Origin of the sequence: Sphingobacterium faecale, assembly GCF_016746095.1 — a bacterium.
Taxonomy (GTDB): Bacteria; Bacteroidota; Bacteroidia; order Sphingobacteriales; family Sphingobacteriaceae; genus Sphingobacterium; species Sphingobacterium faecale.
The window spans coordinates 224,507-248,848 of the sequence record NZ_JAERTY010000004.1 but is presented as its reverse complement, the minus strand read 5'-3'; the positions used below and the strand labels follow the sequence as shown (position 1 = coordinate 248,848).

18 protein-coding genes are annotated in these 24,342 nt (G+C 39.1%); 16 read left to right on the top strand and 2 right to left on the bottom strand.

Translation table 11 applies throughout. From position 1 onward, the window contains the following. Window positions 1-63: 63 nt before the first annotated feature. Both JKG61_RS09025 and JKG61_RS09020 read right to left on the bottom strand, forming a co-directional pair. The gene (locus JKG61_RS09025) at window positions 64-1,179 is read right to left on the bottom strand and encodes a FecR family protein (RefSeq protein WP_202102643.1); all 1,116 of its coding nucleotides are present in this window, start codon (window positions 1,177-1,179) and stop codon (window positions 64-66) included. A 46-nt stretch (window positions 1,180-1,225) separates the two neighbouring features. Further along, window positions 1,226-1,804: an RNA polymerase sigma factor gene (locus JKG61_RS09020; protein WP_202102642.1), complete on the bottom strand. Its 579-nt coding sequence runs from the start codon at window positions 1,802-1,804 to the stop codon at window positions 1,226-1,228. Between the two features lie 311 nt (window positions 1,805-2,115). Here JKG61_RS09020 and JKG61_RS09015 point away from each other — a divergent pair, with 311 nt between their 5' ends. The 16 genes from JKG61_RS09015 (at window position 2,116) to JKG61_RS08940 (ending at window position 24,256) form a co-directional block, all read left to right on the top strand. Next, on the top strand, window positions 2,116-3,297 hold the full coding sequence (locus JKG61_RS09015) for an N-acetylmuramoyl-L-alanine amidase (RefSeq protein ID WP_202102641.1): 1,182 nt from the start codon (window positions 2,116-2,118) through the stop codon (window positions 3,295-3,297). 128 nt (window positions 3,298-3,425) lie between these two features. Next, window positions 3,426-4,166: a dienelactone hydrolase family protein gene (locus JKG61_RS09010; protein ID WP_202102640.1), complete on the top strand. Its 741-nt coding sequence runs from the start codon at window positions 3,426-3,428 to the stop codon at window positions 4,164-4,166. 4 nt (window positions 4,167-4,170) lie between these two features. Then, window positions 4,171-4,560, top strand: coding sequence for an acyl-CoA thioesterase (locus JKG61_RS09005; RefSeq protein WP_202102639.1), 390 nt, complete (start codon window positions 4,171-4,173; stop codon window positions 4,558-4,560). A 256-nt stretch (window positions 4,561-4,816) separates the two neighbouring features. Next, on the top strand, window positions 4,817-5,407 hold the full coding sequence (locus JKG61_RS09000) for an RNA polymerase sigma factor (protein WP_202102638.1): 591 nt from the start codon (window positions 4,817-4,819) through the stop codon (window positions 5,405-5,407). 44 nt (window positions 5,408-5,451) lie between these two features. Continuing rightward, entirely contained in the window at window positions 5,452-6,570 is a 1,119-nt protein-coding gene (locus JKG61_RS08995) for a FecR family protein (protein ID WP_202102637.1), read from the top strand. A 215-nt stretch (window positions 6,571-6,785) separates the two neighbouring features. After that, entirely contained in the window at window positions 6,786-10,232 is a 3,447-nt protein-coding gene (locus JKG61_RS08990) for a SusC/RagA family TonB-linked outer membrane protein (RefSeq protein WP_202102636.1), read from the top strand. A gap of 40 nt (window positions 10,233-10,272) precedes the next feature. Then, entirely contained in the window at window positions 10,273-11,700 is a 1,428-nt protein-coding gene (locus tag JKG61_RS08985) for a RagB/SusD family nutrient uptake outer membrane protein (RefSeq protein WP_202102635.1), read from the top strand. Between the two features lie 17 nt (window positions 11,701-11,717). Next, complete coding sequence (locus JKG61_RS08980; protein WP_202102634.1) at window positions 11,718-12,467, top strand: DUF4843 domain-containing protein; 750 nt, start codon at window positions 11,718-11,720, stop codon at window positions 12,465-12,467. 11 nt (window positions 12,468-12,478) lie between these two features. After that, window positions 12,479-13,969 carry a PKD-like family lipoprotein gene (locus tag JKG61_RS08975; RefSeq protein ID WP_202102633.1) on the top strand — a complete coding sequence of 497 codons (1,491 nt, stop codon included), beginning with the start codon at window positions 12,479-12,481 and terminating at the stop codon, window positions 13,967-13,969. A 37-nt stretch (window positions 13,970-14,006) separates the two neighbouring features. Then, the gene (locus tag JKG61_RS08970) at window positions 14,007-15,074 is read left to right on the top strand and encodes a TlpA disulfide reductase family protein (protein WP_202102632.1); all 1,068 of its coding nucleotides are present in this window, start codon (window positions 14,007-14,009) and stop codon (window positions 15,072-15,074) included. A gap of 1 nt (window position 15,075) precedes the next feature. Continuing rightward, window positions 15,076-16,344 carry an amidohydrolase family protein gene (locus JKG61_RS08965; RefSeq protein ID WP_202102631.1) on the top strand — a complete coding sequence of 423 codons (1,269 nt, stop codon included), beginning with the start codon at window positions 15,076-15,078 and terminating at the stop codon, window positions 16,342-16,344. A 433-nt stretch (window positions 16,345-16,777) separates the two neighbouring features. Next, the gene (locus JKG61_RS08960; RefSeq protein ID WP_202102630.1) at window positions 16,778-17,290 is read left to right on the top strand and encodes an RNA polymerase sigma factor; all 513 of its coding nucleotides are present in this window, start codon (window positions 16,778-16,780) and stop codon (window positions 17,288-17,290) included. Between the two features lie 77 nt (window positions 17,291-17,367). Further along, the gene (locus JKG61_RS08955; RefSeq protein ID WP_202102629.1) at window positions 17,368-18,375 is read left to right on the top strand and encodes a FecR family protein; all 1,008 of its coding nucleotides are present in this window, start codon (window positions 17,368-17,370) and stop codon (window positions 18,373-18,375) included. Between the two features lie 38 nt (window positions 18,376-18,413). Then, window positions 18,414-21,512, top strand: coding sequence for a SusC/RagA family TonB-linked outer membrane protein (locus tag JKG61_RS08950; protein ID WP_202102628.1), 3,099 nt, complete (start codon window positions 18,414-18,416; stop codon window positions 21,510-21,512). A 10-nt stretch (window positions 21,513-21,522) separates the two neighbouring features. Further along, on the top strand, window positions 21,523-23,205 hold the full coding sequence (locus tag JKG61_RS08945) for a RagB/SusD family nutrient uptake outer membrane protein (protein ID WP_237249420.1): 1,683 nt from the start codon (window positions 21,523-21,525) through the stop codon (window positions 23,203-23,205). Between the two features lie 91 nt (window positions 23,206-23,296). Next, window positions 23,297-24,256 carry a hypothetical protein gene (locus JKG61_RS08940; protein WP_202102627.1) on the top strand — a complete coding sequence of 320 codons (960 nt, stop codon included), beginning with the start codon at window positions 23,297-23,299 and terminating at the stop codon, window positions 24,254-24,256. Window positions 24,257-24,342 lie beyond the last annotated feature (86 nt).

Sequence of the window (24,342 nt, the reverse complement as noted above, 5' to 3'; positions counted from 1 at the left end):
CGAAAGACTGACGATCAGGAGTGTTCCCGCACTTCTGATTTTTTGTTTTTGGATGGATTGGGATTACATGATTTTTACCCGTATCCTCCTTTCTTGATTATTTGAGTTTACTTCTAGTTTAAATTTTACTTTGCCCGTCATTTCCAGTATATTCAATACCGTATCTAATGGTTTGTTTCGTGCTACCATGCCACTGATCCGCAGATCATTTTCTTTTTGGTCATACACGATATCGACATTGTACCATCTTGATATCTGGGACATAACATCATTGATCTTCGTATCTACGAAGCTGAAATCTCCATTTATCCAAGCCGTGTATTGACTCTCGTCAACCTGTTTCTTCTGGATAGCATTTTTACTGTCCACTATAGCTTGTTGTCCCGGCTCGAGGGTGAGATGTCCCTGTGGGCAAGATATTTTTACAGACCCCTCTACCAATGTTGTTGCCTCGAGATTTTTTTCATATGCTTCTACATTGAAGGAGGTGCCGAGTACGGTGATTTCCTGCTTTTCCGTTTTGACTATAAAAGGTTTGTCCGCATCATGAGCTACTTTGAAATAAGCTTCACCCTGTAATTCGATACGGCGTTCGCTGCCTCCAAAATGGATGGGATACTTGATTTTGGTTTCCGCATTGAGCCATACCTTCGAACCATCAGGTAGCAATAAGGTATAAAACCCACCCTTAGGAGTTTCAATATTATGATTAGCTATATGGTTTAGCTTTACGTTATCCGCAGCACTGTAGATTATTTCGCCATTCGCATTCTTTGAAATCTGTATACCGTCTATTGTAGTAATTAAGCTATTGGGCTGCAATTGATCCAGACTTATTTTTTCTCCGTTTGCCAGTGTCAGTATGGCCGTACCTTGGGCGGGGAGTATCTTTATATCCTCCAGCGATACCAATTCAAAATGAGAACTATTATTCCATAGTTGCCATGTTACTATCGATCCTGCCAGCAGCGTTATGCAAGAAGCGACAGCAATCCATCTGCGCCAATTTTTGGATAGTTTTATAGGGCTTTTATGAATGTCATATTGTATACGTTCTAATACACCCTTTTCATCAAAATCAGGCGAATAAGTCTCGCCCTTACTTTCCATTAACGAGAAGTAATCACGGATAGCTTCTTCCGTCTTTGATATATCTTTAGCGTTCTTTTTATCTTTCATCTACCTAACTAGACGAAATAAAAGATAGGTGCCCCCAAAAGAAAAATTAAAAAATATAAAATATAATAAACATTAAGATGTCTAACTTGTTGGAAAGCGCTATTTTAAGTTTCTTAATTGCTATAGTTGTCTGGTTTTCTACGGTTTTGGGAGATATTTTGAGTCTTTGTGCAATTTCATAGTTACTTAGCTGCTCTTCTTTTTTTAAGAAGAGAATCTCTCCGCATCGTTGAGGAAGCGCTTTGATACCTTGGTTCAGCAGGTCATTTACTTCTTTCTGTAGCAGCGCAGAATCTGTTCGTTCGCGAGCGATCAAATCTTTCACCTCCTCGATACGGATATGTACCTTTTTGGACCGTAGTAGGTCTATGACTTTATTGCGGGCGGCTCTATAGAGGTAGCCACGGATATTAGAAATCTCCAATTCCTTTCTTTTTATCCAAATTGTTGTAAATACCTCTTGTATGATGTCTTCGCTACAGTTGTGGTCTTTGATCAGGTTTAAGGTTACCGTAAAAATAGAATTACTGTACTTATGATAAAGTGTAGCAAACGCACTTTGATTGTCCTTTACAATCTCATTCCATAAGACCTCATCCGATTCCAAGTTTTCTGTCGACTCCATTTTACAAAGCTGTATGACGAATTACCACAATTAGTATTAAAATAAGATTGTTTCTGTGTTAAATTTATGCTTATTGGTTGTTTCGACGTTATTCTACTACGTAACTACTGACAAATATAGCGGTATAGTTTATTAAATCAAAAAGGGGATTAATAACATTTTCCCGGAAGACTCCAGCCTGTACATAGATCTAGCGGATGTCCTTCTGTTTAAGTCTGACAGCAGTTCTTGTCAGCGCCGTATAGTTTTCAGTCTATTAGGCATAATTAGAAGTATTTCCTTAGCTTTGGAATAAATTGAATATGAAACCTATGAAAACCTATATTTTGCCTATTTTTTATGCCGTGCTAATTGCTATTAGTTTAATTGGGCACGTATATGCTCAAAAAGCATGGGTCGGAAGAACAACAGGCGGTTTGCCCTATATCGAGTATAGCGGCGGTATGGTAAGGTTGGGAGCCGATAAAATGGGTTTTATAGATACAGATGTACGTGTAGTGGTTCTCGATTCGGTGGAGAATAGATATAAGATCAGGTTGTCAAAAAATTGGGAAGCCTATATTCCTAAGCATTTTGTGATCCGAGGTGGTCAATTGTCAGACAGCGTTACTTCTGCCGATGTCTTGAGTGGCACCTGGCATTTGTCGGCCAAAGATAACTATGATGTACTGACTATCAGTTTACCAGATCGACTACCGTACCGAAGTTATCAGGTTGTAGAGCCCAATAAAATTATCGTTGATGTATTTGGAGCGACTTCCAATACGACATGGATCACGCAATTGAAAAAAGCCCGTATAGTGAAGAGCGTGTACCGTGAGCAACTGGAGAAAGATGTGTACCGTATACATATCGATCTCGAAGGAAAGCAAAACTGGGGCTATTCCATCAATTACGACAATACGTCTTTACGCATATCGGTAAAGCATGCTCCAGCTAAAAAAGGAATCAAAAATCTCTTTATAGCCATTGATCCAGGGCATGGTGGTAATGCCAAGGGAGCAGTCAGCCCAAATGGTACAGAAGAAAAGATCTATAACTTGAAATTTGCTAAAGAGTTACAAACATTATTACACAAAAAGGGCGTGAAAAATGTTTATTTGACGCGTACCGAAGATATTGATATAGCGACTACAGACCGTGTACTCAAGCTTAGAGAGGTAAAGCCAGACCTGCTGATCAGTCTACATCTGAATGCTTCATCCCGTACAGAGGTAAAGGGGGTAAGTACCTACTACCATCATAATGGAAGTAGGGGTGTTTCAAAATATATATTGGATGAAATGCTCGATTTGGGATTGAATGAATTTGGTCTGATCGGCAATTTCAATTTTCTGTTAAATTCGCCTACCGAATACCCTAATAGTTTGGTAGAAATCGCTTTTTTAAGTAATCCGGAGGATGAGCAAAGGATACTAAACGAGAAGTTCCATAAACAGACAGCGGACAAGATTTATAAAGGAATAGTTAAGTGGTTGAAAGAAGTACAATAGTTTGACTGTATTTGTTTGAAAACAAACAAGATGTTTTATTTATTGTCACTGGGATTTAATTAAGCTAAACTACCGTTGATGATTCAAACAATTGTATGGTCAAGTTGTTATTTTAGGAAAAAGTAGGTATGAAATATTTAGTATTATTACCCCTGTTAGTGGGCTCTATCACTATTCAGGCACAGAACCTTAAGTCGGTCACCTATACCGATGGTACTCAAAAGCTCCATGGTATGGTCAGTGCTCATGAAGGAAAGAATCTTCCGGGAGTACTGATTTTACCCGCATGGAAAGGTATAGATAATGAAGCCAAACAGGCCGGTCAAGATCTTTCAAAAGAAGGATATATTGCTTTTATTGCGGATATTTACGGAGAGGGGAACATTCCTGAGGACGATGCTGCCGCAAGCAAATTGGCCGGACAGTATAAGAATGATTATAAAGCTTATCAGAATCGTATTCAACTTGCCTTGGATGCCTTGATAAAACAAGGTGCTGATCCACTAAAGATTGCCGTTATCGGCTACTGTTTTGGAGGTACCGGCGCCCTTGAAGCCGCTCGAGGAGGACTTTCTGTACAAGGTGTAATCAGTATTCATGGCGGGTTAGCCCGTGCAGCAGACCGACCAATTTCACTGATCAAAGCTAAAGTCCTGGTTGAACATCCAGCGGAAGACAAGTCCGTCAGTAAAGCCGACTACGATAGCTTTATTAGTGAGATGAATACCGCAAAAGCAGATTGGCAGATCATCAACTATGCCCATTGCGGGCATACCTTTACCAACCCCGAGTCGGCCGATTATAATCCTCTGATGGCCCAGAGAGCCTGGAAACACACACTTCTGTTTTTAGACGAACTATTAAAGTAATGAAATGCAGTATATACATACGATAGAAATTAAAGTAAGTGCCGGACACCTAGATCACAACAATCATGTCAATAATGTGCAGTTTGTCCAATGGGTAGAACAGGCTGCAGCCGAGCATTGGGATATCCTAAAAGTTGAAACACCTTACCAAAACGATTATTGGGTGCTATACGACCATCATATTCAGTATAAGAAACAGGTGTTTTTGGGGGATACCATCATCGTTAAAACCTATCCTGAGGTGCCCGAAGGTGTCAAACAGCCACGAAAGGTCGAGTTTTATGTCAACGATAAGCTTATGGTAGACTCCCGTACACTATGGGTGCTTTGCGATAGCGAGACCAACAAGGTGTGTAGACTAGGAGCAGATTGGTTAGCTCGTTATGGTTTTTAGAGTTTAATCAAGGGTTTTACTTAAGTTTTCAGTTTCTACTAGGGCGTAACTCTTCAAAGTGCACGATTCATTGTTTATTACATAGTAGTAAGTTCCCTTAACGAACTCCAATATCTAAATATAGTAAAAATTGATATATTAATCAGCTTGCCTTACTTACTCGCTAGCTGTATCTGTTTATTATTGCATCACATCAAGAGGTTAAAATTGAAAATTTGTATATTGGACAACTAAATTAAATGAACTGATCAAAATTATGTCGATTAAAGAGGCTTCCAATGAACAACTGTTGCTGAAAATAGCTTACGGTGATGAATTGGCTTTCACCACTTTATATTATCGTCATCGTAGAAAAATTTTTACTTTTTGCTATTATATTCTACAGTCTGAGCAATATGCTGAGGAGGTTGTACAGGATGTTATGTTGAAATTGTGGGTCATGGGCGAGAAAGCCTGTGAGATAAAGAATTTTGATTCTTGGTTGAGGCAGGTGAGTAAAAACAGAGCAATTGATCTTTTAAGAAAGCAAGAAGCCGATAGCATTCATACTGAAAATATACGAAGAATTAACAGTGGAGACAGCTTTAATAACACCGAGGAAGAGGTCTTGATGCGTGACGCGAGGAGATTGTTAGAAGAAGGCATAGCTAGCCTCCCCGAACAACAACGGAAAGTATATATCTGTGTCGAAAAGGAAGGCTTGAATGTAAATGAAGTAGCCAAACTACTGAATATTCAGGTTTCTACAACACACTCCCATCTTAAGTTAGCACGAAAGGCACTAAAAATTCATCTATCAAAATACTTCGATTTAATTATTGTAGGTCTTCTTTTAAAATTTTTTTAGATCCCATTACCTAGATCTTCATTCTACTTCGTCTTATAGTATATATGGATATCGAACGCTTAAAGTATTTATGGTCTACGTATCAACGCCAGATGCTCTCTGTTGAAGAGGAGAAACAATGGCGTGATTTTTTGAGAAGCAAGAATAAAACCAAGTTATTCCAAGATTTTTTGGATGCGGTTTGGGAGGATATCCCCCAAGAGCTACAAGAAAAAGATGTAGTGTCTGAACAAGCGATATCCATCATTACGCATTTACCACAGTTTAAGAAAAAGCGGCGCTTGTTTTCGTTTTACTGGGCATCTGCTGCTGCGATTCTTATTATAGGTATGATCTGGATGTTTTGGGGCAGAAAAGAACTTCTTGTAGAACCAGGTATGAATAAAGCAAGCCTTACCTTACCTAACGGTGATCAAATAATTCTTGATGAACAGAATGGAGGGCTTTTGGTCGGGGCAGATGGTTTGACTTATGTAGACGGATCCAAGGTACTAGATGAAAATAGTGATTCAGCGATTCAAACGATGATTTTAAAAACTCCAAGAGGAGGCCAATACAAAATTCAATTGGCCGATGGAACAAAGGTATTCTTGAATGCAGATTCCCGGCTCGTATATCCAAGTTCTTTTTCTGGGGTTGGCGAAAGAAAAGTTGAACTCCAAGGCGAAGCTTATTTTGAGGTGACGAAGGATACTGAGCACCCCTTTCTCGTGATATCTAAAGGGCAATCGATTCGTGTACTTGGTACTAAATTTATGTTGTCTTGTTATCCTGATGAGGAGACAAGCAAAACAACATTGCTTGAGGGAATTGTGACCGTAAAACACCAAGACAAAGAAATTAGGTTAGAACCGAATGAACAAACTGTTCTAAACGGAGACAAATTGGATAAAGTTGATATAGACGCTTCCGAAGAGTTGGCTTGGATCAATGGCGAATTTATTTTTAATAAGGAGTCTTTAGCTTCAATCATGAAGAAACTCGCCCGATGGTATGATGTGGATGTGGTCTTTCAAGATTCAGAGTTGAAGAACGAATATTATGAGGGCGTTTTGAATAGATTTGACAGCATGAAAAAGGTGTTGGACAAGTTAGAAGCAACCAACAGTCAGGTAAAATTTAAAATCAGTAATAAACAAGTATTAATATATAAAACAAAATAATAGGCTTATGAGAAAGAACTAACCAAAGAAATATGCCTTGAACAAAAAGAGGAATCTGAATGCGCTAACATTCAGATTCACAGATTCAATGGCATAATTATGAATGTGCAAAAATTACTAACCATTAAATAACACTTATTGTCACTCAAATGTATAAAAAAAATACACATGATGGGCTATGCCTGAAAATGGCCTGGCCAGAATTTTGGCGAATTATGAAATTATCCGTTTTTCTACTCTTTATTGGCTTGTCCTACGCCACTGCAAACAGCCTGGCCCAGGAGGTAACGATCTCGAAGAGCAAGCTTACATTTAAAGATGTGTTTAAAGAAATTAAAAAGCAGACTGGCTATAATTTTTTATGGGGTGCAAAAAATGTACAAAGTTCGGCAGAGATTCTTGTTGATGTACACAACTTGCAACTCGGACAGGCGCTGACCACAATTTTAAAGGATTTACCTTTACAATACGAAATAGTAGATAAAACAATTTTAATAAAAGAGGATCGGCAAAAAAGAATAGCCAACAATTCTAAAAACAAGGTGATATCTTCTCAGGCTAGTACCGGATATGTTGTAGAACAACAAACTATAGAAGTCAGCGGTACGGTAATTGACAGTCTTAAGAAACCCATTTCAGGAGTTAGTATTCAGCTTCTTAATGCCCAAGCCAAACGTATTGATCTAACTCGGACAGATGCTACCGGTAAGTTTTTATTCAAAAATGTTCCTCCGGGAGCCTCATTACTTATTACCTCGCTTGGCTATAAAGAGTTTCGAGCTGTTGCGAAAGCCAATATGGGTATCTTAAAGCTCGAATCCGTATCTCAAGAGATCGATGAAATTGTTGTTACAGGTATTTTTGAGCGGCCAGCAGGTACCTACACAGGGGCCGTGAATACCTTGACGGCGGAAGATATCAAACGTGTGGGCAATCAGAATGTACTAGACGTATTGTCTGTACTGGATCCAGGAATTCAAATGTTACAAGATTTGAGTAATGGTTCTGACCCCAATAAGATGGCAAATATGCGCTTAAGAGGTGCTTCCAGTATCCCGACGACAGAAGATATTTCGGGCTTAGTACGGAGTAATATAAGAGCGAATAAAGACATGTATAATGCCTATGATAAGAAGGTGGACGATATTGCCAATATGTACTCCAACAATCCGAACCTTCCTTTATTTGTGCTAGATGGATTTGAGGTACCTCTACAAAGGATCAATGATTTGGATATCACGGAGGTTAATAGCATTACTATCTTAAAGGATGCTTCTGCGACGGCTATATACGGATCTCGAGGGGCCAATGGGGTTATCGTCGTAGAGCGAATCAAGCCCAAGGAAGGTACTATGCTCTTCGGATATAAAACGGATTTTACATTTAGCTACCCAGATCTTCATGACTATCGTTTACTAAATGCTCGTGAGAAATTAGAAGTAGAGAAGCTGGCAGGTGTATATACAAGCTCGAACACTGACAATCAAACAGGGCTAGACATGTTGTACAATGCTCGATTGAAAGAGGTCCTTCGCGGGAGAGATACTTACTGGCCGTCACTACCATTGCGAAATAGCTTAAGTCAAAAGCATAGAGTGACTATGGATGGTGGTTCTGGTGTTGTAAACTATGGAGTAGATTTTTCGTACAACCGTAATAATGGAGCAATGAAAGGCTCATCCCGAACATCGTACAATGGTGGAATCAATCTAAGCTATCGAGGAGAAAAGATACAGATACAGAATCAATTGAATGTGCAGTTTACCGATGCTGTCAACTCGCCCTGGGGGTCTTTCAGTCAGTATACACGCATGAATCCCTATTTCTCACCATACGATGAGAATGGTAATATTATCCCCCAATTGCAGGGGAAAATAGTCTCTCACCAAAGTGCGATATACAACAATGTATATAATCCTGTATTCAACACGAGCCTAAACGGAAAGGATTTCAGAAATACCCGTAACCTGATCAACAATACAGCATTGACCTATAAGTTCAAACCCAATTTGACTTTACGTGGCCGTTTGTCTTTGACCAATCAAAGCGATAATAGCGAGATCTTTCTGCCGGCAGAACATACCACATTTAAGCAGTTGGGGACAGATTTATTCAAGCGAGGTGCCTATACAGCAGGTTATGGTAAGCTATTCAGCTACGATGCTAATTTAGATTTGAATTACAACCTGACTATTGATAAACATCAGTTGTTTACCACATTAAGTGCTCGTGCCAATGAGAATAGCAACGAGAATGTGATGGTTCAGGTGGAAGGCTTACCCAGCGCGCTAACAGACTTTATCTTTTATGGGCGCAAATATGTCAACGATAGACCCGGAGGATCTGAGTCCACCATACGTACGGTAGGCTTTTTAGGCAATGCAAACTATGCTTACGACAACCGCTATTTATTGGATTTCTCTTACCGTCTTGACGGCTCATCCAGCGTAGGGGCAGATCGTCTATTTGCACCATTTTGGTCGGTTGGAACAGGTTGGAATCTTCATTCAGAAAGCTTTTTGAGCGGACTGCGTCAACGCGGAGCAATCAACCAGCTGCGTATACGCTCTTCAATTGGGGTAACCGGTGCGCAACAGTTCGATTCTTATATGGCTTACCGTACCTACAATTATAATTTGGATGAGAGTTACCTGAGTAATATAGGTGCAAACTTACTGAATATTGGCAACGACAATTTAACTTGGCAGAGCACCCGTAAGTTTAACTTAGGTCTAGATATTAGTACCCTGCAAAATAGATTACATATCAATGCAGACTATTACAATGATTTTACAGACAAGTTTATTGCTGATTTTAGCTTGCCATTATCCACCGGTTTTTCTACCTACAAAGGCAACTTAGGGGCTATCAAGAGCAAGGGCTACGAAGTGCGGGCGAGTTATCAAATAATTCAACCGCTCACAAGCAAAGATTTCGGATTGACATTAATGGCCAACTTAGGAAACAATAGGACCATAGTTGATAAGATTTCAGATGAGATGAAAGCCCAAAATGAAAAGCTACAAAACATGACCAACGAGCAGACCCCTTTTACGCGATACGAAGAAGGAAGTTCCATAGATGCGATATGGGTCGTGCCTTCCCTTGGTATAGATCCGACAACAGGGCAGGAGCTGTTTCTGAAAAAAGATGGGTCGGCCACATATATATGGGATGCTAACGACATGGTGTCCGCCGGCGTTTCAACTCCGAAATATAGAGGAACTTTCGGTTTCAATATCACGTATTACGGTTTCCAATTAAATGCTTATTTCAGTTACCGTCAGGGGGGGCAGTTATTCAATCAGACCCTATTGGATAAGATCGAGAATGTCAACCTGGTGGATAATGCAGATAGACGAGTGCTTACTGATCGTTGGAAGCAGGTCGGAGATCTTGCTTATTTTAAACGTATGGAAGTAGATGGCTCGAGAACAAATGCTTCTTCTCGTTTTGTACAGAATGATAATAGCTTGGATATGACATCAGCTTCATTACTGTATCGTTTTGATGACGCTAAGGTCAAGCGTTTTGGCCTACGTAATTTCAATGTTGGTTTTTACATGAATGATGTATTCAGATTGTCAAGCATCAAGGTAGAACGTGGCTTGGATTATCCGTTTGCACGTAATTTCTCTTTGTCATTACAGACTAGTTTTTAACACAAGAATCTAAATGATCAGCATTTAAAAATATATAGAAATGAAGATTTTTAAAAATATACTTTGGTTGGGATTAATGGGTACGTTGTTATTGCCTAGCTGTCAAAAATACTTAGATATCAAGCCCAAATCACAGATCAAACAAGAAGCCCTTTTTGAAACAGAAAAAGGTTTTATAGATGCATTGGCGGGAAGCTACACCCTTATGTCGAGACGAACATTATATGGAGATAATTTGACCATGTCTTTCTTGGACGTGTTGGCCCAGCGTTATCGTGTCGATAAGACCACTTCGCCCTACTGGGATATGGCACATTACAGTTATGAAAATGATGGGGCAAAATTATCCGTCAAGCAAACAATTCGTTCGGTATTCGCAGGGGGGTATGAGGTGATCGCTAATGTTAACAACATGCTCGATCATATGGATACCAAGAAAACTCTTTTTCAGGGCGATCATTACAATCTGATCAAAGGGGAGGGCTTAGCGATACGTGCACTTATGCACTTTGATATGTTGCGGCTGTTTGGTCCCATATATAAGCAAGAGAAAGATGGTCTGGCGATTCCCTATAGAGTCCATATTAGCAAAGAAACCCAACCCTTATTGCCAGCGATCGAAGTAGCAGGATTGATTTTGAAGGATTTGCTAGAAGCCGAAACATTGTTGTCTAAAGATCCTATTTTACAGGGAGGTACTAGCATATACCCTGAGTTTATGATGGAGTTTCGAAAGCACCGGATGAACCTAGTAGCTGTACAGGCATTGTTGGCACGTGTATACTTATACGTTGGGGACAAAGCAAAAGCCTTTGACTACGCAAAAAAAACAATAGGACAGGGTACTTTTACATTTGTCACTTCTTCAGATGCATCTGCTGATGGCGCATGTCGCGACCGTACCTATAGGTTTGAACACTTGTTTTCAGTCGAAATCAATAATATGAAACCCTACACGGATGCTTATTTCAATACAGCACCAACTACTTACGAAAATGAGGTGTTGAGTAATGACGAATCGGTCATTAATGAATTGTTCGAACGGTCCAGCACAGATATACGTCGTATTAATCTTTGGGAGCGTAAAGATGGTAAGCTAGTTCATTCTAAATTCTGGCAGTTAGAAACACAGATAGGTGCTTGTAACTGGGCAAAAAACTTTGTTCCAGTGATCCGGATTTCGGAAGTCTATTATATAGCAGCGGAGGCCGCGCCGACCATATCGGAGGGCGTTATGTATCTTAATGAAGTACGGTCAAATAGAGGTTTGGATCCTATATCCAACAATGTCTCTGCCGAAAATTTTCAGTTGGAAATCCAGAAAGAATATCAAAAGGAATTCTTTAGTGAGGGGCAGCTCTTTTATTATTATAAGCGTCAAGGCCTAGCACAAATACCCGGTACGACTATTAGTGCCGACAAAAAAGTGTATCAGCTACCTTTACCTGTTGAAGAACGTAGTTTGTAACCTAAGAATTTAAAGAAATGAAGAAATTTGGATTATATATAGCATTAGCACTATCCGTGAGCTCGTGCAAACAAGAAGCGTTGTTGAGCTATGATGAGCAGCCTCGTGTATACTTTAATCTGCATAGAGACGAGCTGATGACGCCTAGACCTGGTTCATTTGCTACAAATATATTAGTGGATTTTGCGCCCAAGCACTCTGATGTTGTAACAGATACTCTATTGATACGCGTACAGGCGTCTGGCCCACTTGCTTCAGTGGAGCGCTCCTTTGATTTTAAAGTATTACCAGCCAAGTCAGATGCAGTAGAGGGGATTGATTACAAAATCCTGAATGAAAAGTACCTTATGCCTGCGGGTAAGAACGATACCATTGTTCGACTGGTGATGTTGAGGAGTGATGGCCTTAAGAAGAAACAGGTACAGGCTTCTTTTCGATTGACCGCCAATGAACATTTTGAACTTGGCCCCATTGCCGATACGACACTCAACCCCTATAGACGGGTACAGGAGTTCAAAGTGAGGGCAAGGGATATAGTCTTGAAGCCAACTAATTGGGAGTCGTTTATACAAACCTATTTTGGTGTGTACAGTGAGGTGAGGTATCGATTCGTTATCGATGTACTTGGCAAGATGGAGTTTCCATCTACGACCTCGGCAAGCACCATGCGTACGAATAAAACCAAATTGGTCAATGCCTTGAACACGTATAATGCTACGAATGAGAAGCCGTTGACGGATGAATTTGGACAGCTGATAATTTTTTAACACAATGAAAGATGAAGAGAATTAACTTTATATATATAGCGATCGTATTATTCTTGCAATCAATTCTTTTGAACAGTTGCCTCAAGAATGAGTTATCGGACTATGACCATAGTATCGTACCCGAGTTGCTTTTGGAATCAGGATTGGAAGATAAGTACCTGTTGAACGTGGGGGACGAACTAAACTTGGTCTCTGATTTAAGCAAAGAGGGATTGAATCCTGCCGATTACACATTTAAATGGAGCTATTACCCTAAAGCTCCAAATACTCAAGTGATTCCTATAGAAGTAGGTACAACTGAATTTTTAAATCTGAAAAGTGATATGGCTACAGGACTGTACTATTTGGTATTGGAGGTGACTAATAAGCAGAGCGGTATAAAATATTTCCGAAAAATGGAGCTTATTGTAAAACGTCTCACATCCGAAGGCTGGTTGTTACTGACTCACAAAAATAATCAAACGAATCTTTCTATTGTGACACCCGATGAATATGTATTGAAAGACTTCCTTGTACATTCAAGTCTATACCCTATGCATGAAAAGCCCTTAGAGATCATTTGTATGAATGACTGGGATGACATCATTCAGCCATTAGCTATTCGGACAGCAGCACCTCAGATCTATTTTATCGACCACAATACAATGGAAGTAAAGAGCAATGCAAATGATGCATTTACAAGTACAACTAGTGCAAAATTTGATTTCTTCGGCTCGGATATGTGGTATGGTTTATATTATATGCGCGATACAGACGGCAACTTCTACACTGCTTCTAGAGGTATGGGAGAGAGCGATAATTTTCCGTTCGGTTTTAGTAATGCCTTGCTGGGCAACCACGTCCTAGCCCCTATGATGATACCGACGAGTTCATCGTATCCGATTCAGGCCTTATTATATGATCAGGAGAATAAAAAATTAGTATACCATCCGACCTCTGGTCCTGAGATAGAAAGTTTCCAGCCTGCTGGTGTGGGTGCTGCTTTCGATATGAACGACTTTGATGAGAATATCAGATACGCGGCCAATGGGGCGAGTGGTTCAAGTTATATTGTAGGCGAGAAGAACGACAAATACACGTTGTACGAAATGCGTCTCGACAATGGTTTGAATCAATATCCCGCTGTTGGTAAGGTGGATCTGATAGCTCCTAACGGGAAGGAATTTACACATTTTGCTTTGTCCGGTAAAAATCCACTTCTTTATTTCATCGCTGGAAACCAGTTGTATGTGTACAAGATGAATGATAAGCAGTATGTAGCGTTGTATACATTTCCGGCCGGAGAAGAAGTAGCCGCGTTGAAGATGTTGAAAGAGCCAATAATACCACCTACTATTCCTTTTGCGGAAAGTAGGTTGGGGATTGCCACCAATAAAGGCATTGAAGGTGTGTTTTACACTTTTGATCTGTCTCCGACGGGAGTGCTTAAAACAGGTAGTTTCAATAGTCGGATTGGTGACTTTTCGCCTATTGTGGATATTGTGTACAAAGAGTCCAAGTAATATTATTATGATGCATCAGATTAAAAAAATATTAACAATGCTTTTGGTATTATCGGTACTGGGAGTCAGGGCACAGCACAATTATGAGATAGTGGGCTATTTAGAGTCTGGGAGTTCCTCGGACTCCATTTACCTTCAGGTGTATGATAAAGTGCCTAAAATTCTTCAACATACTAAGGTTGAAAATAGGAGATTCGTGCTGAAGGGCACGACTGAGGTTCCTAGACAAGTGACCATCAAAGTCAAAGGCTGGCGTCGCAGCCAGGAACTGTACGTAGAGCCTGCTGGCAAGTATTCAATCCAGCTAAATGAGGACTGGAAACTGCACAATGAAGTGATCGGAGGACAGGAGAATGCTATACGTAAAGCCTATGAAAATGATAGCAGGTTGTTGCTCGACACCCTGCAGATCTTGGGACAGGAGTATGAAAAAGCGACAGATGACGAAAAAATTGACCTAAATGAAAAAATGACCCTAGTCAACCAGCGTTGGGATAGTATTAAAAGAGCTTATATACAGGCCTACCCGCATTCTTTAGCTATATTAGATGTTATGCGGCCACAGTTGGAAGTGATGAGTTTTGAACAGCTCGAAGAGTTGTTGAATTTGTTTTCCGATAATTTGGCTTATGCTTCTACCTATCAGCACTTGTTGGATCGGTATAAAGAAAAGAAAGACGAGCGATTGGTGGGTACTGAGGCTCCATCCATAGTTGCCAAAACAGTGACCGGTGAAAATTTTAACCTTTCACAATTGCGTGGTAAGCTTGTACTGCTTGATTTTTGGGCCAGCTGGTGTGCACCTTGCCGTGTAGGCAATAAAAATCTTAAGCCAATCTATGCACAATATAAGCACAAAGGTTTTGAAATTGTATCGTTCTCTATGGACGATAAGGAGAAGTTATGGAAGGATGCCATAGAAAAAGACGGTATTCCCTGGATTCACATCTCAGATCTTAGCGGGTTGAAGGATAGTCGTACTGCACAGGACTATCATATCCGAAGCCTGCCCACGATCTATCTGATCGATACGGATGGTCGTGTAATCGCTCAAAATATAGATAAAGAAGAGTTAGTTGGAATTTTAGAGGCTAAATTAAGATAAGATGAATTTTAAATCAAGTTTGCGGCAGTTGATTTTGGCCGTAGTGTTAGCTTGTGGTACAGTATCACTGGTTAGCGCTCAGACTGCACGCGCTATTTTGCTGAAAAATGCAACAATATTAGACGGCCGTGCCCAGGTGAGACCCTATCAGGGGTCTATACTTATAGAGGATGGGGTCATTAAAAAAATTTCGAGGGCAGATATCAAAGCCGATGCCGCTATAGAACAGATCGATTGTACAGGCAAATACCTTGCTCCAGGTCTGTTTGATGCGCATATTCACCTGTCTACCATGGACCTGTCAGATTTGGATAAGGCCCGCGCCTACACCGATGTCATTTTGAAGGGGATGATCAACCATGGTATCACGACAGTTCGGGACATGGCTGGCAATGCCCCTTATCTCGAACAGTATAAAAAACTAATCGCCGAAGGAGTAAAGCGAGGCCCGGATATTTTTCATGCGGCACAATTTGCAGGTCCGAGTTATTTTGCTATGTTTAATAGTGGGAGTAAGATCAGAATGGGGCGATCGCCTTGGGAGCGTGCTATTGCTGATACCACAGATATCGCCAAAGCTGTGAAAGAAGCCAAGTCCTCTGGAGTGACTGCTATCAAGACCTATGCCGACCTACCGAATGGATTGATGCAACAGATTGTAAAAGCTGCGACCAAGGAAGGTTTGTTGGTCTGGAGTCATGCTACGGTATTCCCGATTCAACCCACAGATGCGGTTCGGCTCTCCGTTAATAGCATTTCGCATGCCGCAGATGTGATTTTCGAGCAGATCCCTGCTGATAGTCTTACGCTCAGTTATGCGTGGGATCAGGTCTATAAAGGTCTCAAAGTAGATGTTGCAAAGTTGAACCCTTTATTTGCGCTCATGAAGAAAAATAACGTATACCTAGATCCAACCATATTTCATGCTACCAATAACAAGCTGCACTATGCGATTGAGGTCAGTAGACTTGCACATGAGGCAGGAGTTAAGATTGTTTGTGGAACAGATTGGATCTACCCCGAAGACGATGCCATGGTGCCTCTCTATGACGAAGCACGTATATATAACCATGATGTAGGGATGTCAGCCTTAGAGGTGTTGGAAAGTCTGACTTATAATGCCGCATTGGTGACCGGACTCAAGGATAGGGGATATCTGGCAAAGGGGCTACGGGCAGATATTCTCATTCTGAACCAAGATCCGAGGGCTGATGTTAAAGCCTTATTCTTGCCCGAGATGGTATTTCAAAGAGGAAATAGGGTGAAATAGGCTCTACGTCTATATGTAACCCCATAAAGCACGCCCTGTTCATCTGAGTAGGGCGTGCTTTTTCTGGATCTTTTGATCAAAGCTGTCGAGAGATTCCTTAGAAGAGACCTGCGTATTCTGCTCGGTCTTCGCTTTCAGCAATTCGTTTGCCCGCTAGCCAATACGATCTTATTTAAAAACTTGAGAAGGATTTGCTGTACATATGTTTGAAAATCCCAAAAAAAATTATCAAAAATCGCGGAATTTGGTAAGTTATATTAATATCGTTGATTTGCCATACGATTGATTGTAGAATCTTTGCTTTGTTAAAAGGTATTTCTATATTTATTAACTAATTGAATTTTACAACCTTGAAAATCATTAGGTGTTAAAAAGTATTATGAATAATCCGACAAGAGATATTGTAGACTAACTATTGAATCTAAGAATCATTATGTATTTAGAAATTGACGAAGAGAGTTTTAAAGAAGTATTTAACAAATACTATGATAGAATTTATTCAGGATTTTATAAAAAAACACAGTCGTATGAAGTAGCTCAGGATTTAAGTCAGCAAACCTTTATTAAGTTTTGGAAATATCGTGATACTTATACAGCAGATTTAACTATCGAAATTCAGTTATTTAGGAAGGGTAAGTTGGTTTTTATTGATTGGTTGAGAAAGGAAGCAAAAGAAAGGCAGCTGATTGATAATTTGAAACGAAATGAAACCATCCCTGTGAATGACCTTTCATTGGATATGAGGGATTCTTTAAATCACGCTATAAGTCAATTATCCACAGTTAGAAGAGAAGTATTCAAATTGGCTTATATTGAAGGATACTCACATAAGGAAATTGCTGAAAAAATGAATATTTCTGTTAGAACAGTAGAAACTCATATCTATAAATCCGTTCAACAATTAAGGAAAGTTCTCGCCTTAATTTACATTCTTCTTCATATCTGAAAAATAAATCTTTTTTCGAGTACGTAGTTATGCTTTATCAAACGTATATAAGTGTAAAGTGACTCAAATTATAAACTGTGAAAAAAGATTTGTTAAAAAAATTCATCTCTAATCAATGTCCTTATGGAGAGTGTGAGTCTATAGCACGCTTTCTAGAAGCGAATGAATATGAGTTAGATCAAATTGACATTTTTGAAAACCTTCAAAAATCAGAACTGATTTCTATTTCACAAAAGGAAAAGAGTAGAGTCTTTAAATTGATTGAACCTAAGCGCAATAAATTCGTTGTTTTTAAAAGAGTATTGGCGGCGGCTTCAATATTATTATTTATTGCTTTTTCATTTTATTTTTTAAAAGAAAGCGAAAAAAGTAAAGAGATTGCACCCCAGGTTTGGATAAATATTGTAAATACTAAGGGAATCAATCAATGCTATGTCTTACCGGATAGCAGTCGAGTCAACCTCGATCCAGGCTCCCACATATCTTATCGTGCTGATTTTGCTAGAAATCGGGAAGTAATTCAAAAAGAAGGTGACGTTACTTATAGTGTTTTTCCAAATGAAAAGAGTCCATTTCGGGTAGTCAACCAAGGGGTTCAAACTAGAGCTATTGGTACAATGTTCAGAATATCGACGTATAACGAAGATCATCTGATGGTTAAGTTATTGGAAGGTAAGATAGTCGTAGAGGATTATAATGAAAAATATCCAAACAAAGTATTTTTAAAAGAACCAGGTACGTTGCTCATCAATATTGCAAATTTCAGTCATAAAATAGTTCTTGACAATAATATTTCCACCAAGCAAACAAGGTTTAGGAAAGGAGCTGAAACTCTACCACCTAATAGCTCAATCGCTTGGTCAAATCGGCTTGTAGAATTTAAAGGCGTTTCGAATGCTGATCTTTTCAGTATTATGGAGCATTTATTTGATGTACATATTGCAGTAGAGAATCCGGAAATTGAAAGGGGCAATTTTACTGGTAAATTATATCAAGATGATAATTTAGAGGATTTGTTAGAGATATTCTGTCAAATAAATGGATGTAGATATACCATTAAAGACAACATAATAAAAATAAAATAATTTTTAACTAACCATCATTATAAACAAATTTTACTGATATGAGAAGTAAGGTAATTTACCCAATGCTAATTTATGGGCTATTCTCACTTTTTCAAGAAGCTCATTCACAGAACAACATTCGTGTTACTGGAAAAGTGATGTCAACAGAAGGTGCGGCAATCTCTAGCGTAACAATCGAAGTCCAAAATGTGACTACCAAGAAAAAGGAAATCTTTCATTCAAATGAAGAAGGCGTTTTTAATTTAAGTAATTTAGTCGTGAATGGAGTGTACAATATTTACACGCATCATATTGGCTTTCAGGTTGATTCTGTCGTTAATTTTACACCCAAAGTCAATCAGACCAACAGTATTCTAGTTCGCTTGCGTCCGGATAATACAAGTCTTGACGAGGTTGTTGTCATCGGTTATGGTACTATTCAAAAGAAAGATTTGACAGGTGCAATTTCGACTTTGGACGGAAAAGATATTGCTTCTAGAAAGACGACACAATTATCTCAGGCTATACAAGGTGCAATTCCAGGGGTAATGGCAACAAGAAATAATAGTGCTCCAGGTGCCGCAGCTACTATAAGAGTGCGTGGTATTACGACGATAACTGACGGTGGATTAAATCCACTGATTATTTTAGATGGAGTCCCTATAAGTGGTTTAGATCAGGTCAATCCGAATGATGTAGAAAATGTAACAGTGTTAAAAGACGCTGCTTCAGCTTCAATTTATGGTTCACGAGCTGCTGCAGGAGTGATTTTAATAACATCAAAAAGAGGAAAAGAAGGAGTCCTATCATTAGACTATAACACTGACCTTGGATTTGAAACACCAACGCAACTTCCTGAATATGTAGGGGCACAAAGATATCTTCAATTGGTTAATGAGCTACGTTGGAACGACAATAACAATAATCAAAATGAGTATCCCATTTACGCAAAGGATTTAGTTGAAAATTACAATAACTTAAATTCAGAAAATCGGAATCTTTATCCAATTACAGACTGGCAAAGCATTCTATTAAAAAAGCGAGCAAGCCGCCAATCGCATCAGTTGTCTGTGGCCGGATCAGGTAAAAATCTAAGAACACGATTCTCCTTAGGTTATGATGATACAGATGCATTATATGTGCACAGGAACTATGAAAGACTTACCTCAAGACTTAATAATAATATAGACGTAACGGATTATCTTTCAGCTGTCGTCGATTTGAGTTTCAAACGGACAACGGACAATCGACCTTCAATAGATCCAATGTATAGAATGGGTATAACAGCTCCAATATATGCAGGAATGTGGGATGATGGCCGAGTGGCCGCGGGTAAGGACGGCGAGAATATTTATGGCATGCTGACCGAAGGTGGTCAAACGAAGTATCAGTATACACAGTTTGGTGGAAAAGTAGGGATGGATCTTAAGCCGCTGGATGGTTTAACTTTAACAGGTGTTATAGCGCCGATGTTTAACTTTGATCGCACAAAGGCTTTTCGAAAAAAAATACCTTATACAGCTTGGAATAATCCCGAACAAAGACTTGGTTATATAAACGGTTACGAAACCACCAAGCTTACGGAGAGCAGAGTCGAGAGTTATCAATATACGACGCAATTTCTGGCGAATTACATGAAAGGGTTTGGTAAGCATAATTTAAATTTACTTGGCGGGTATGAGTTTTTTTATTATTACAATGAGGATTTATCAGCATCCCGTGATCAATACCTGCTTAGTAGTTACCCTTATTTAGATTTAGGACCATTAGAATTTCGCGATAACTCAGGATCAGCGTATGAAAATGCTTATCGTTCTTATTTTGGACGAGCGATGTACAACTTTGCAAATAAGTATTTTATTCAAGCTAATGTCCGTTACGATGGATCATCTCGGTTTGCTAAAGAATACCGTTGGGGGATGTTTCCATCGGTATCAGCCGGATGGTCGATATCGGAAGAAAATTTCATGAAGGATATATCGTGGCTGGATTTCTTAAAAGCTCGTGCTTCCTACGGTACATTGGGCAATGAACGTATTGGCAACTATCCTTATCAATCCTTAATTGAATTTTCTAACGGAGCACTATTTTATAACGGAAATACCGCTGTGTCTGCTCAATCCGCCTCACAATGGCAGTATGCTATTCGAGACATCACGTGGGAGAAAACAGAGTCTTACGATCTAGGCTTAGATTTCACGGGATTCAGTAATCGGTTTAATGCAACATTCGATGTGTATAAAAAGATAACGAGCGATATGTTGTTGGCTTTACAGATACCAAGCTATATTGGTTTTAATAATCCCAATCAAAATACCGGAAAAATGAATACCAAAGGATGGGAATTAGCATTGGGCTGGAAGGATAAAGTCAAAAAGTTAAAATATGCAGTTTCCTTTAATATTTCCAATTTTAAATCGGTAATGGGTGATTTGGGAGGAACAGAATTTTTAGGGGATCAGGTGAAAAAGGAGGGAAGTGAGTTCAATGAATGGTACGGTTATCTTTCAGATGGATTATTTCAAACTATGGACGAGGTTACCAATTCACCTGTTTTAAATGCTAACGTTAAGCCCGGAGATATAAAATACAAAGATATCTCAGGACCAGACGGTGTTCCAGACGGTAAAATTTCCCCCGAATATGATAGAGTCTTTTTAGGAGGCTCTTTGCCACAATATTTGTATGGTGGCCAGGTAAGCTTAGGTTATGGTGGTTTAGCGTTAAATGTTGTTGTGCAAGGAGTCGGAAAACAGAAGACCCGCCAAACAGTAGACATGATCCAGCCTTATCAACAGAATTGGGGAAATTTTCTTTCGATACTTGATGGGAATACTTGGAGCAGATACAATTCGGATGAAGAAAATCAGAATGCCAAATACCCACGTTATTCCAACACCTCTTCATCGAATAACTATGCAATGTCCGATTTTTGGATGATCAATGGAAAGTACTTTCGCCTAAAGTCGGTTAATCTTTCTTATCAGATTCCAGAGGTATTTCTCGCAAAATATGCTATAAAAGGATTAGGGTTATCATTTACTGCAAATGATATATTAACTGTCAATAAATTTCCGAAGGGCTGGGATCCCGAAATGACTTCATTTACTTATCCTATTACAGCTTCGTATCTATTTGGGATTAATGTCAAATTTTAATTTAATGATCATGAAAAGTAAATTTTTATATCTATGGTTATCTATGTTTCTGTTTTCATGTCAGAAACTAGATTTAAATCCATTGTCTCAAGGTTCTAGCGAAACATGGAATTCTGATGCTGACGAAATTGTTATGTCATTAAATGATTTATATCGCGAAGCTCTCTGGAAGAAGGACGCCGATGAATGGACTGATGATTGGATCAATCGGGATGGTTTGACTGATATTACAAATGCTACAATAAACGGGCAGACTAATTTTGTCATTACAAATTGGAATGATACTTACAAGGCTATTGCTCGCGCAAATATAGTTTTAGAGAGTATGGAAAGAGCAGTTGGCAAGATGACTGAAAATCAGCTCAGCATGTATAGAGCTGAAGCGAGATTTGTTCGTGCATGTATGTATTCTTATTTGTTGAGTCATTTTAGAAATGTTGTATATACAGACAAAACACTTACCATAGAAGAAGCGCTACAAAAAAAGCAAATCAGTCCAGATGAATTGTTAGTTAAGATTTATGAAGATTTTGATTATGCCATTAGTAATTTGAGAGAATCTTTTAGTTCTAGTGAACTAAAAAGAGCAACCAAAGGAGCGGCCATGGCTATGAAAGCCCGAATAGCCCTTTATATGGGCGATCACAGTACGGCTAAGACAGCTGCCAAAGCATGCATGGATTTAGGTTTGTACAAATTGCATAGTGATTTTGAAAATTTGTTTTTATCTAGGACGAAGCAATCCCCAGAATCTGTATTCTTATTACCACGATCCATTGCCCTAGGTGTTACGGTAAGTGGTCGACAATCCTACGTGTCTAGAAATGCCGGTGGTTGGGCTCAGTTTGACCCTTCTTGGGATTTATTATTCTCTTTTTTAGGATCAGATGGACTTCCTATAGATCAGTCTCCTTTGTTTGATCCAAAGGATCCATTTGTCAATAGGGACCCGCGCTGTGCTGAAACAATTGTACCTTTCGGTACCGCGCATCTAGATTATATTTTTGATCCACATCCATTATCTCTAAAGACGAAAAAAGTGTCAACAGGTTTGGATGTGACTAATAATGATAATAGAGCCGTTGCGACATACGCTTCATTCAATGGGTTAGTTTGGAAAAAGGGCGTTGATTCAGATTGGTTGTTGAACTCTTGGCGAATCGAACCTGATAATATTATAATTCGTTTTGCAGATGTATTACTGATTTATGCAGAGGCAAAAATCGAACTTAATGAAATTGATGATTCCGTTCTGGATGCTATAAATCAGGTGAGGGCGAGAGCCTATAAGGTGGATCAATCGTCTACGGGTTATCCAAGGGTGACCACGACAGTTCAATCTGAACTTCGAAAAACACTTCGCATCGAAAGAAGAATGGAATTTGCATTCGAAGGCCTACGTTATATGGATATAATTCGGTGGAAAATAGCAGATAAAGTACTGAATAAGCCCAATTACGGATTGTTAGATCCGGTGGATTTAGTCACAAAGGTAGTTAATACGGGCAAGTGGTTCGTCCCAGCAGCTCCGACTATCGATTCCGATGGCGTAGCTGATATAGAACCTTTTTATACACAGGGGCTGGTTAAGCAGATTGCATTAAGAAAATTTGACGCCAAAAAACAATATCTATGGCCGATTCCATCAACTGAGGTTTTAACAAGTGGGCTTCAGCAAAATCCAAACTATTAAATAAGGGGGCAACGTGTCAAAATTATCTTGAGTTAAATAGTTCATTGTAATTATGCAGAAGATCTGTGTCATATGAAGTTTAATATAGGTTATGGTTAAAACAGGATTTGTCTATTTGATGCTGAGTTTAAATAGTTTCCTGCTATTTTCTCAATCTTGGGATTCATTAAAGAAAGAAAAAGATCCCCTATTTTCTTTCACTGTCAATGATACCCTTAGCTTTCCGATTTATCTTATAGATAACGTATCTGATAAGGGAAGATATTACGCAGCAAAACTGCAGACCAATGTATGTAATGATCAAATTTGTCTACCTATTGAGGTCAATTTGTTTTGGGATCTCTTAGGAAATTTTCATCATTTCAGTAGAGAGTCAGGTTTCAATTTTACCAAGTTTGATCATCAATATTTTGATGAACCTGATTATGATAAGTTGAATCAGATTCTATTGGATAGTTTATCCCCACTACGAGACTATGCTGTAGAAGATTTACTAGATAAGAATGAGGAAAAGTTTTCCGTTCAGGTCGACGCGGTTACGAGACCTACTTCCAAGCTTTTTTCTGCTGCAACAGTACCTGGTGCCCTTTACACGGTGTACACACTTTGGCATATCGTTAATGGTCCGATAAAGCTTAAGTTGAATGATTACACAAACCAAGCATACACTAATAGAAAGTGGCAGCATTATTTCGCCACCTCCCAAGTGCCCATATATCAAGAGTATTTTTTAAAAAATATCACCATTCAAGATTTAGAATATCTTAAGAAGGATGTAATTAATTTGCTTTTTGCCGAGGATGAATTCATTCCTCATTATGCTCTTGATATACTAGCGCCAAGTACATTTAATACTCCAAAGGAGTACAATACGATATTAAGTCGCTTGGAACAATTGAAAGGACACGTCGTCACAGAGATATTGAATTCAATCACCGCACTTGATAGTGAGTCTAAAGAGTTAATTACAAAGTATAAAGACAGTTCGAAAGCGTCTCCAAAGCAGAAAGAAATAATTAAAAGAATTTTAAATAATGAAGTATCCAAATAATGATTTTACGAAGTCATTAAAACCTTCCATGCATGAGAAATATCATTTACCCTAAGGTGGGAGATAGTGTATATAGTAGGCGAATG

Coding starts and splice junctions, on each gene's coding strand:
- JKG61_RS09025 (WP_202102643.1), bottom strand. CDS start 1,179: ATGAAAGATAAAAAGAACGCTAAAGATATATCAAAGACGGAAGAAGCT.
- JKG61_RS09020 (WP_202102642.1), bottom strand. CDS start 1,804: ATGGAGTCGACAGAAAACTTGGAATCGGATGAGGTCTTATGGAATGAG.
- JKG61_RS09015 (WP_202102641.1), top strand. CDS start 2,116: ATGAAAACCTATATTTTGCCTATTTTTTATGCCGTGCTAATTGCTATT.
- JKG61_RS09010 (WP_202102640.1), top strand. CDS start 3,426: ATGAAATATTTAGTATTATTACCCCTGTTAGTGGGCTCTATCACTATT.
- JKG61_RS09005 (WP_202102639.1), top strand. CDS start 4,171: ATGCAGTATATACATACGATAGAAATTAAAGTAAGTGCCGGACACCTA.
- JKG61_RS09000 (WP_202102638.1), top strand. CDS start 4,817: ATGTCGATTAAAGAGGCTTCCAATGAACAACTGTTGCTGAAAATAGCT.
- JKG61_RS08995 (WP_202102637.1), top strand. CDS start 5,452: ATGGATATCGAACGCTTAAAGTATTTATGGTCTACGTATCAACGCCAG.
- JKG61_RS08990 (WP_202102636.1), top strand. CDS start 6,786: ATGAAATTATCCGTTTTTCTACTCTTTATTGGCTTGTCCTACGCCACT.
- JKG61_RS08985 (WP_202102635.1), top strand. CDS start 10,273: ATGAAGATTTTTAAAAATATACTTTGGTTGGGATTAATGGGTACGTTG.
- JKG61_RS08980 (WP_202102634.1), top strand. CDS start 11,718: ATGAAGAAATTTGGATTATATATAGCATTAGCACTATCCGTGAGCTCG.
- JKG61_RS08975 (WP_202102633.1), top strand. CDS start 12,479: ATGAAGAGAATTAACTTTATATATATAGCGATCGTATTATTCTTGCAA.
- JKG61_RS08970 (WP_202102632.1), top strand. CDS start 14,007: ATGCTTTTGGTATTATCGGTACTGGGAGTCAGGGCACAGCACAATTAT.
- JKG61_RS08965 (WP_202102631.1), top strand. CDS start 15,076: ATGAATTTTAAATCAAGTTTGCGGCAGTTGATTTTGGCCGTAGTGTTA.
- JKG61_RS08960 (WP_202102630.1), top strand. CDS start 16,778: ATGTATTTAGAAATTGACGAAGAGAGTTTTAAAGAAGTATTTAACAAA.
- JKG61_RS08950 (WP_202102628.1), top strand. CDS start 18,414: ATGAGAAGTAAGGTAATTTACCCAATGCTAATTTATGGGCTATTCTCA.
- JKG61_RS08945 (WP_237249420.1), top strand. CDS start 21,523: ATGAAAAGTAAATTTTTATATCTATGGTTATCTATGTTTCTGTTTTCA.
- JKG61_RS08940 (WP_202102627.1), top strand. CDS start 23,297: ATGGTTAAAACAGGATTTGTCTATTTGATGCTGAGTTTAAATAGTTTC.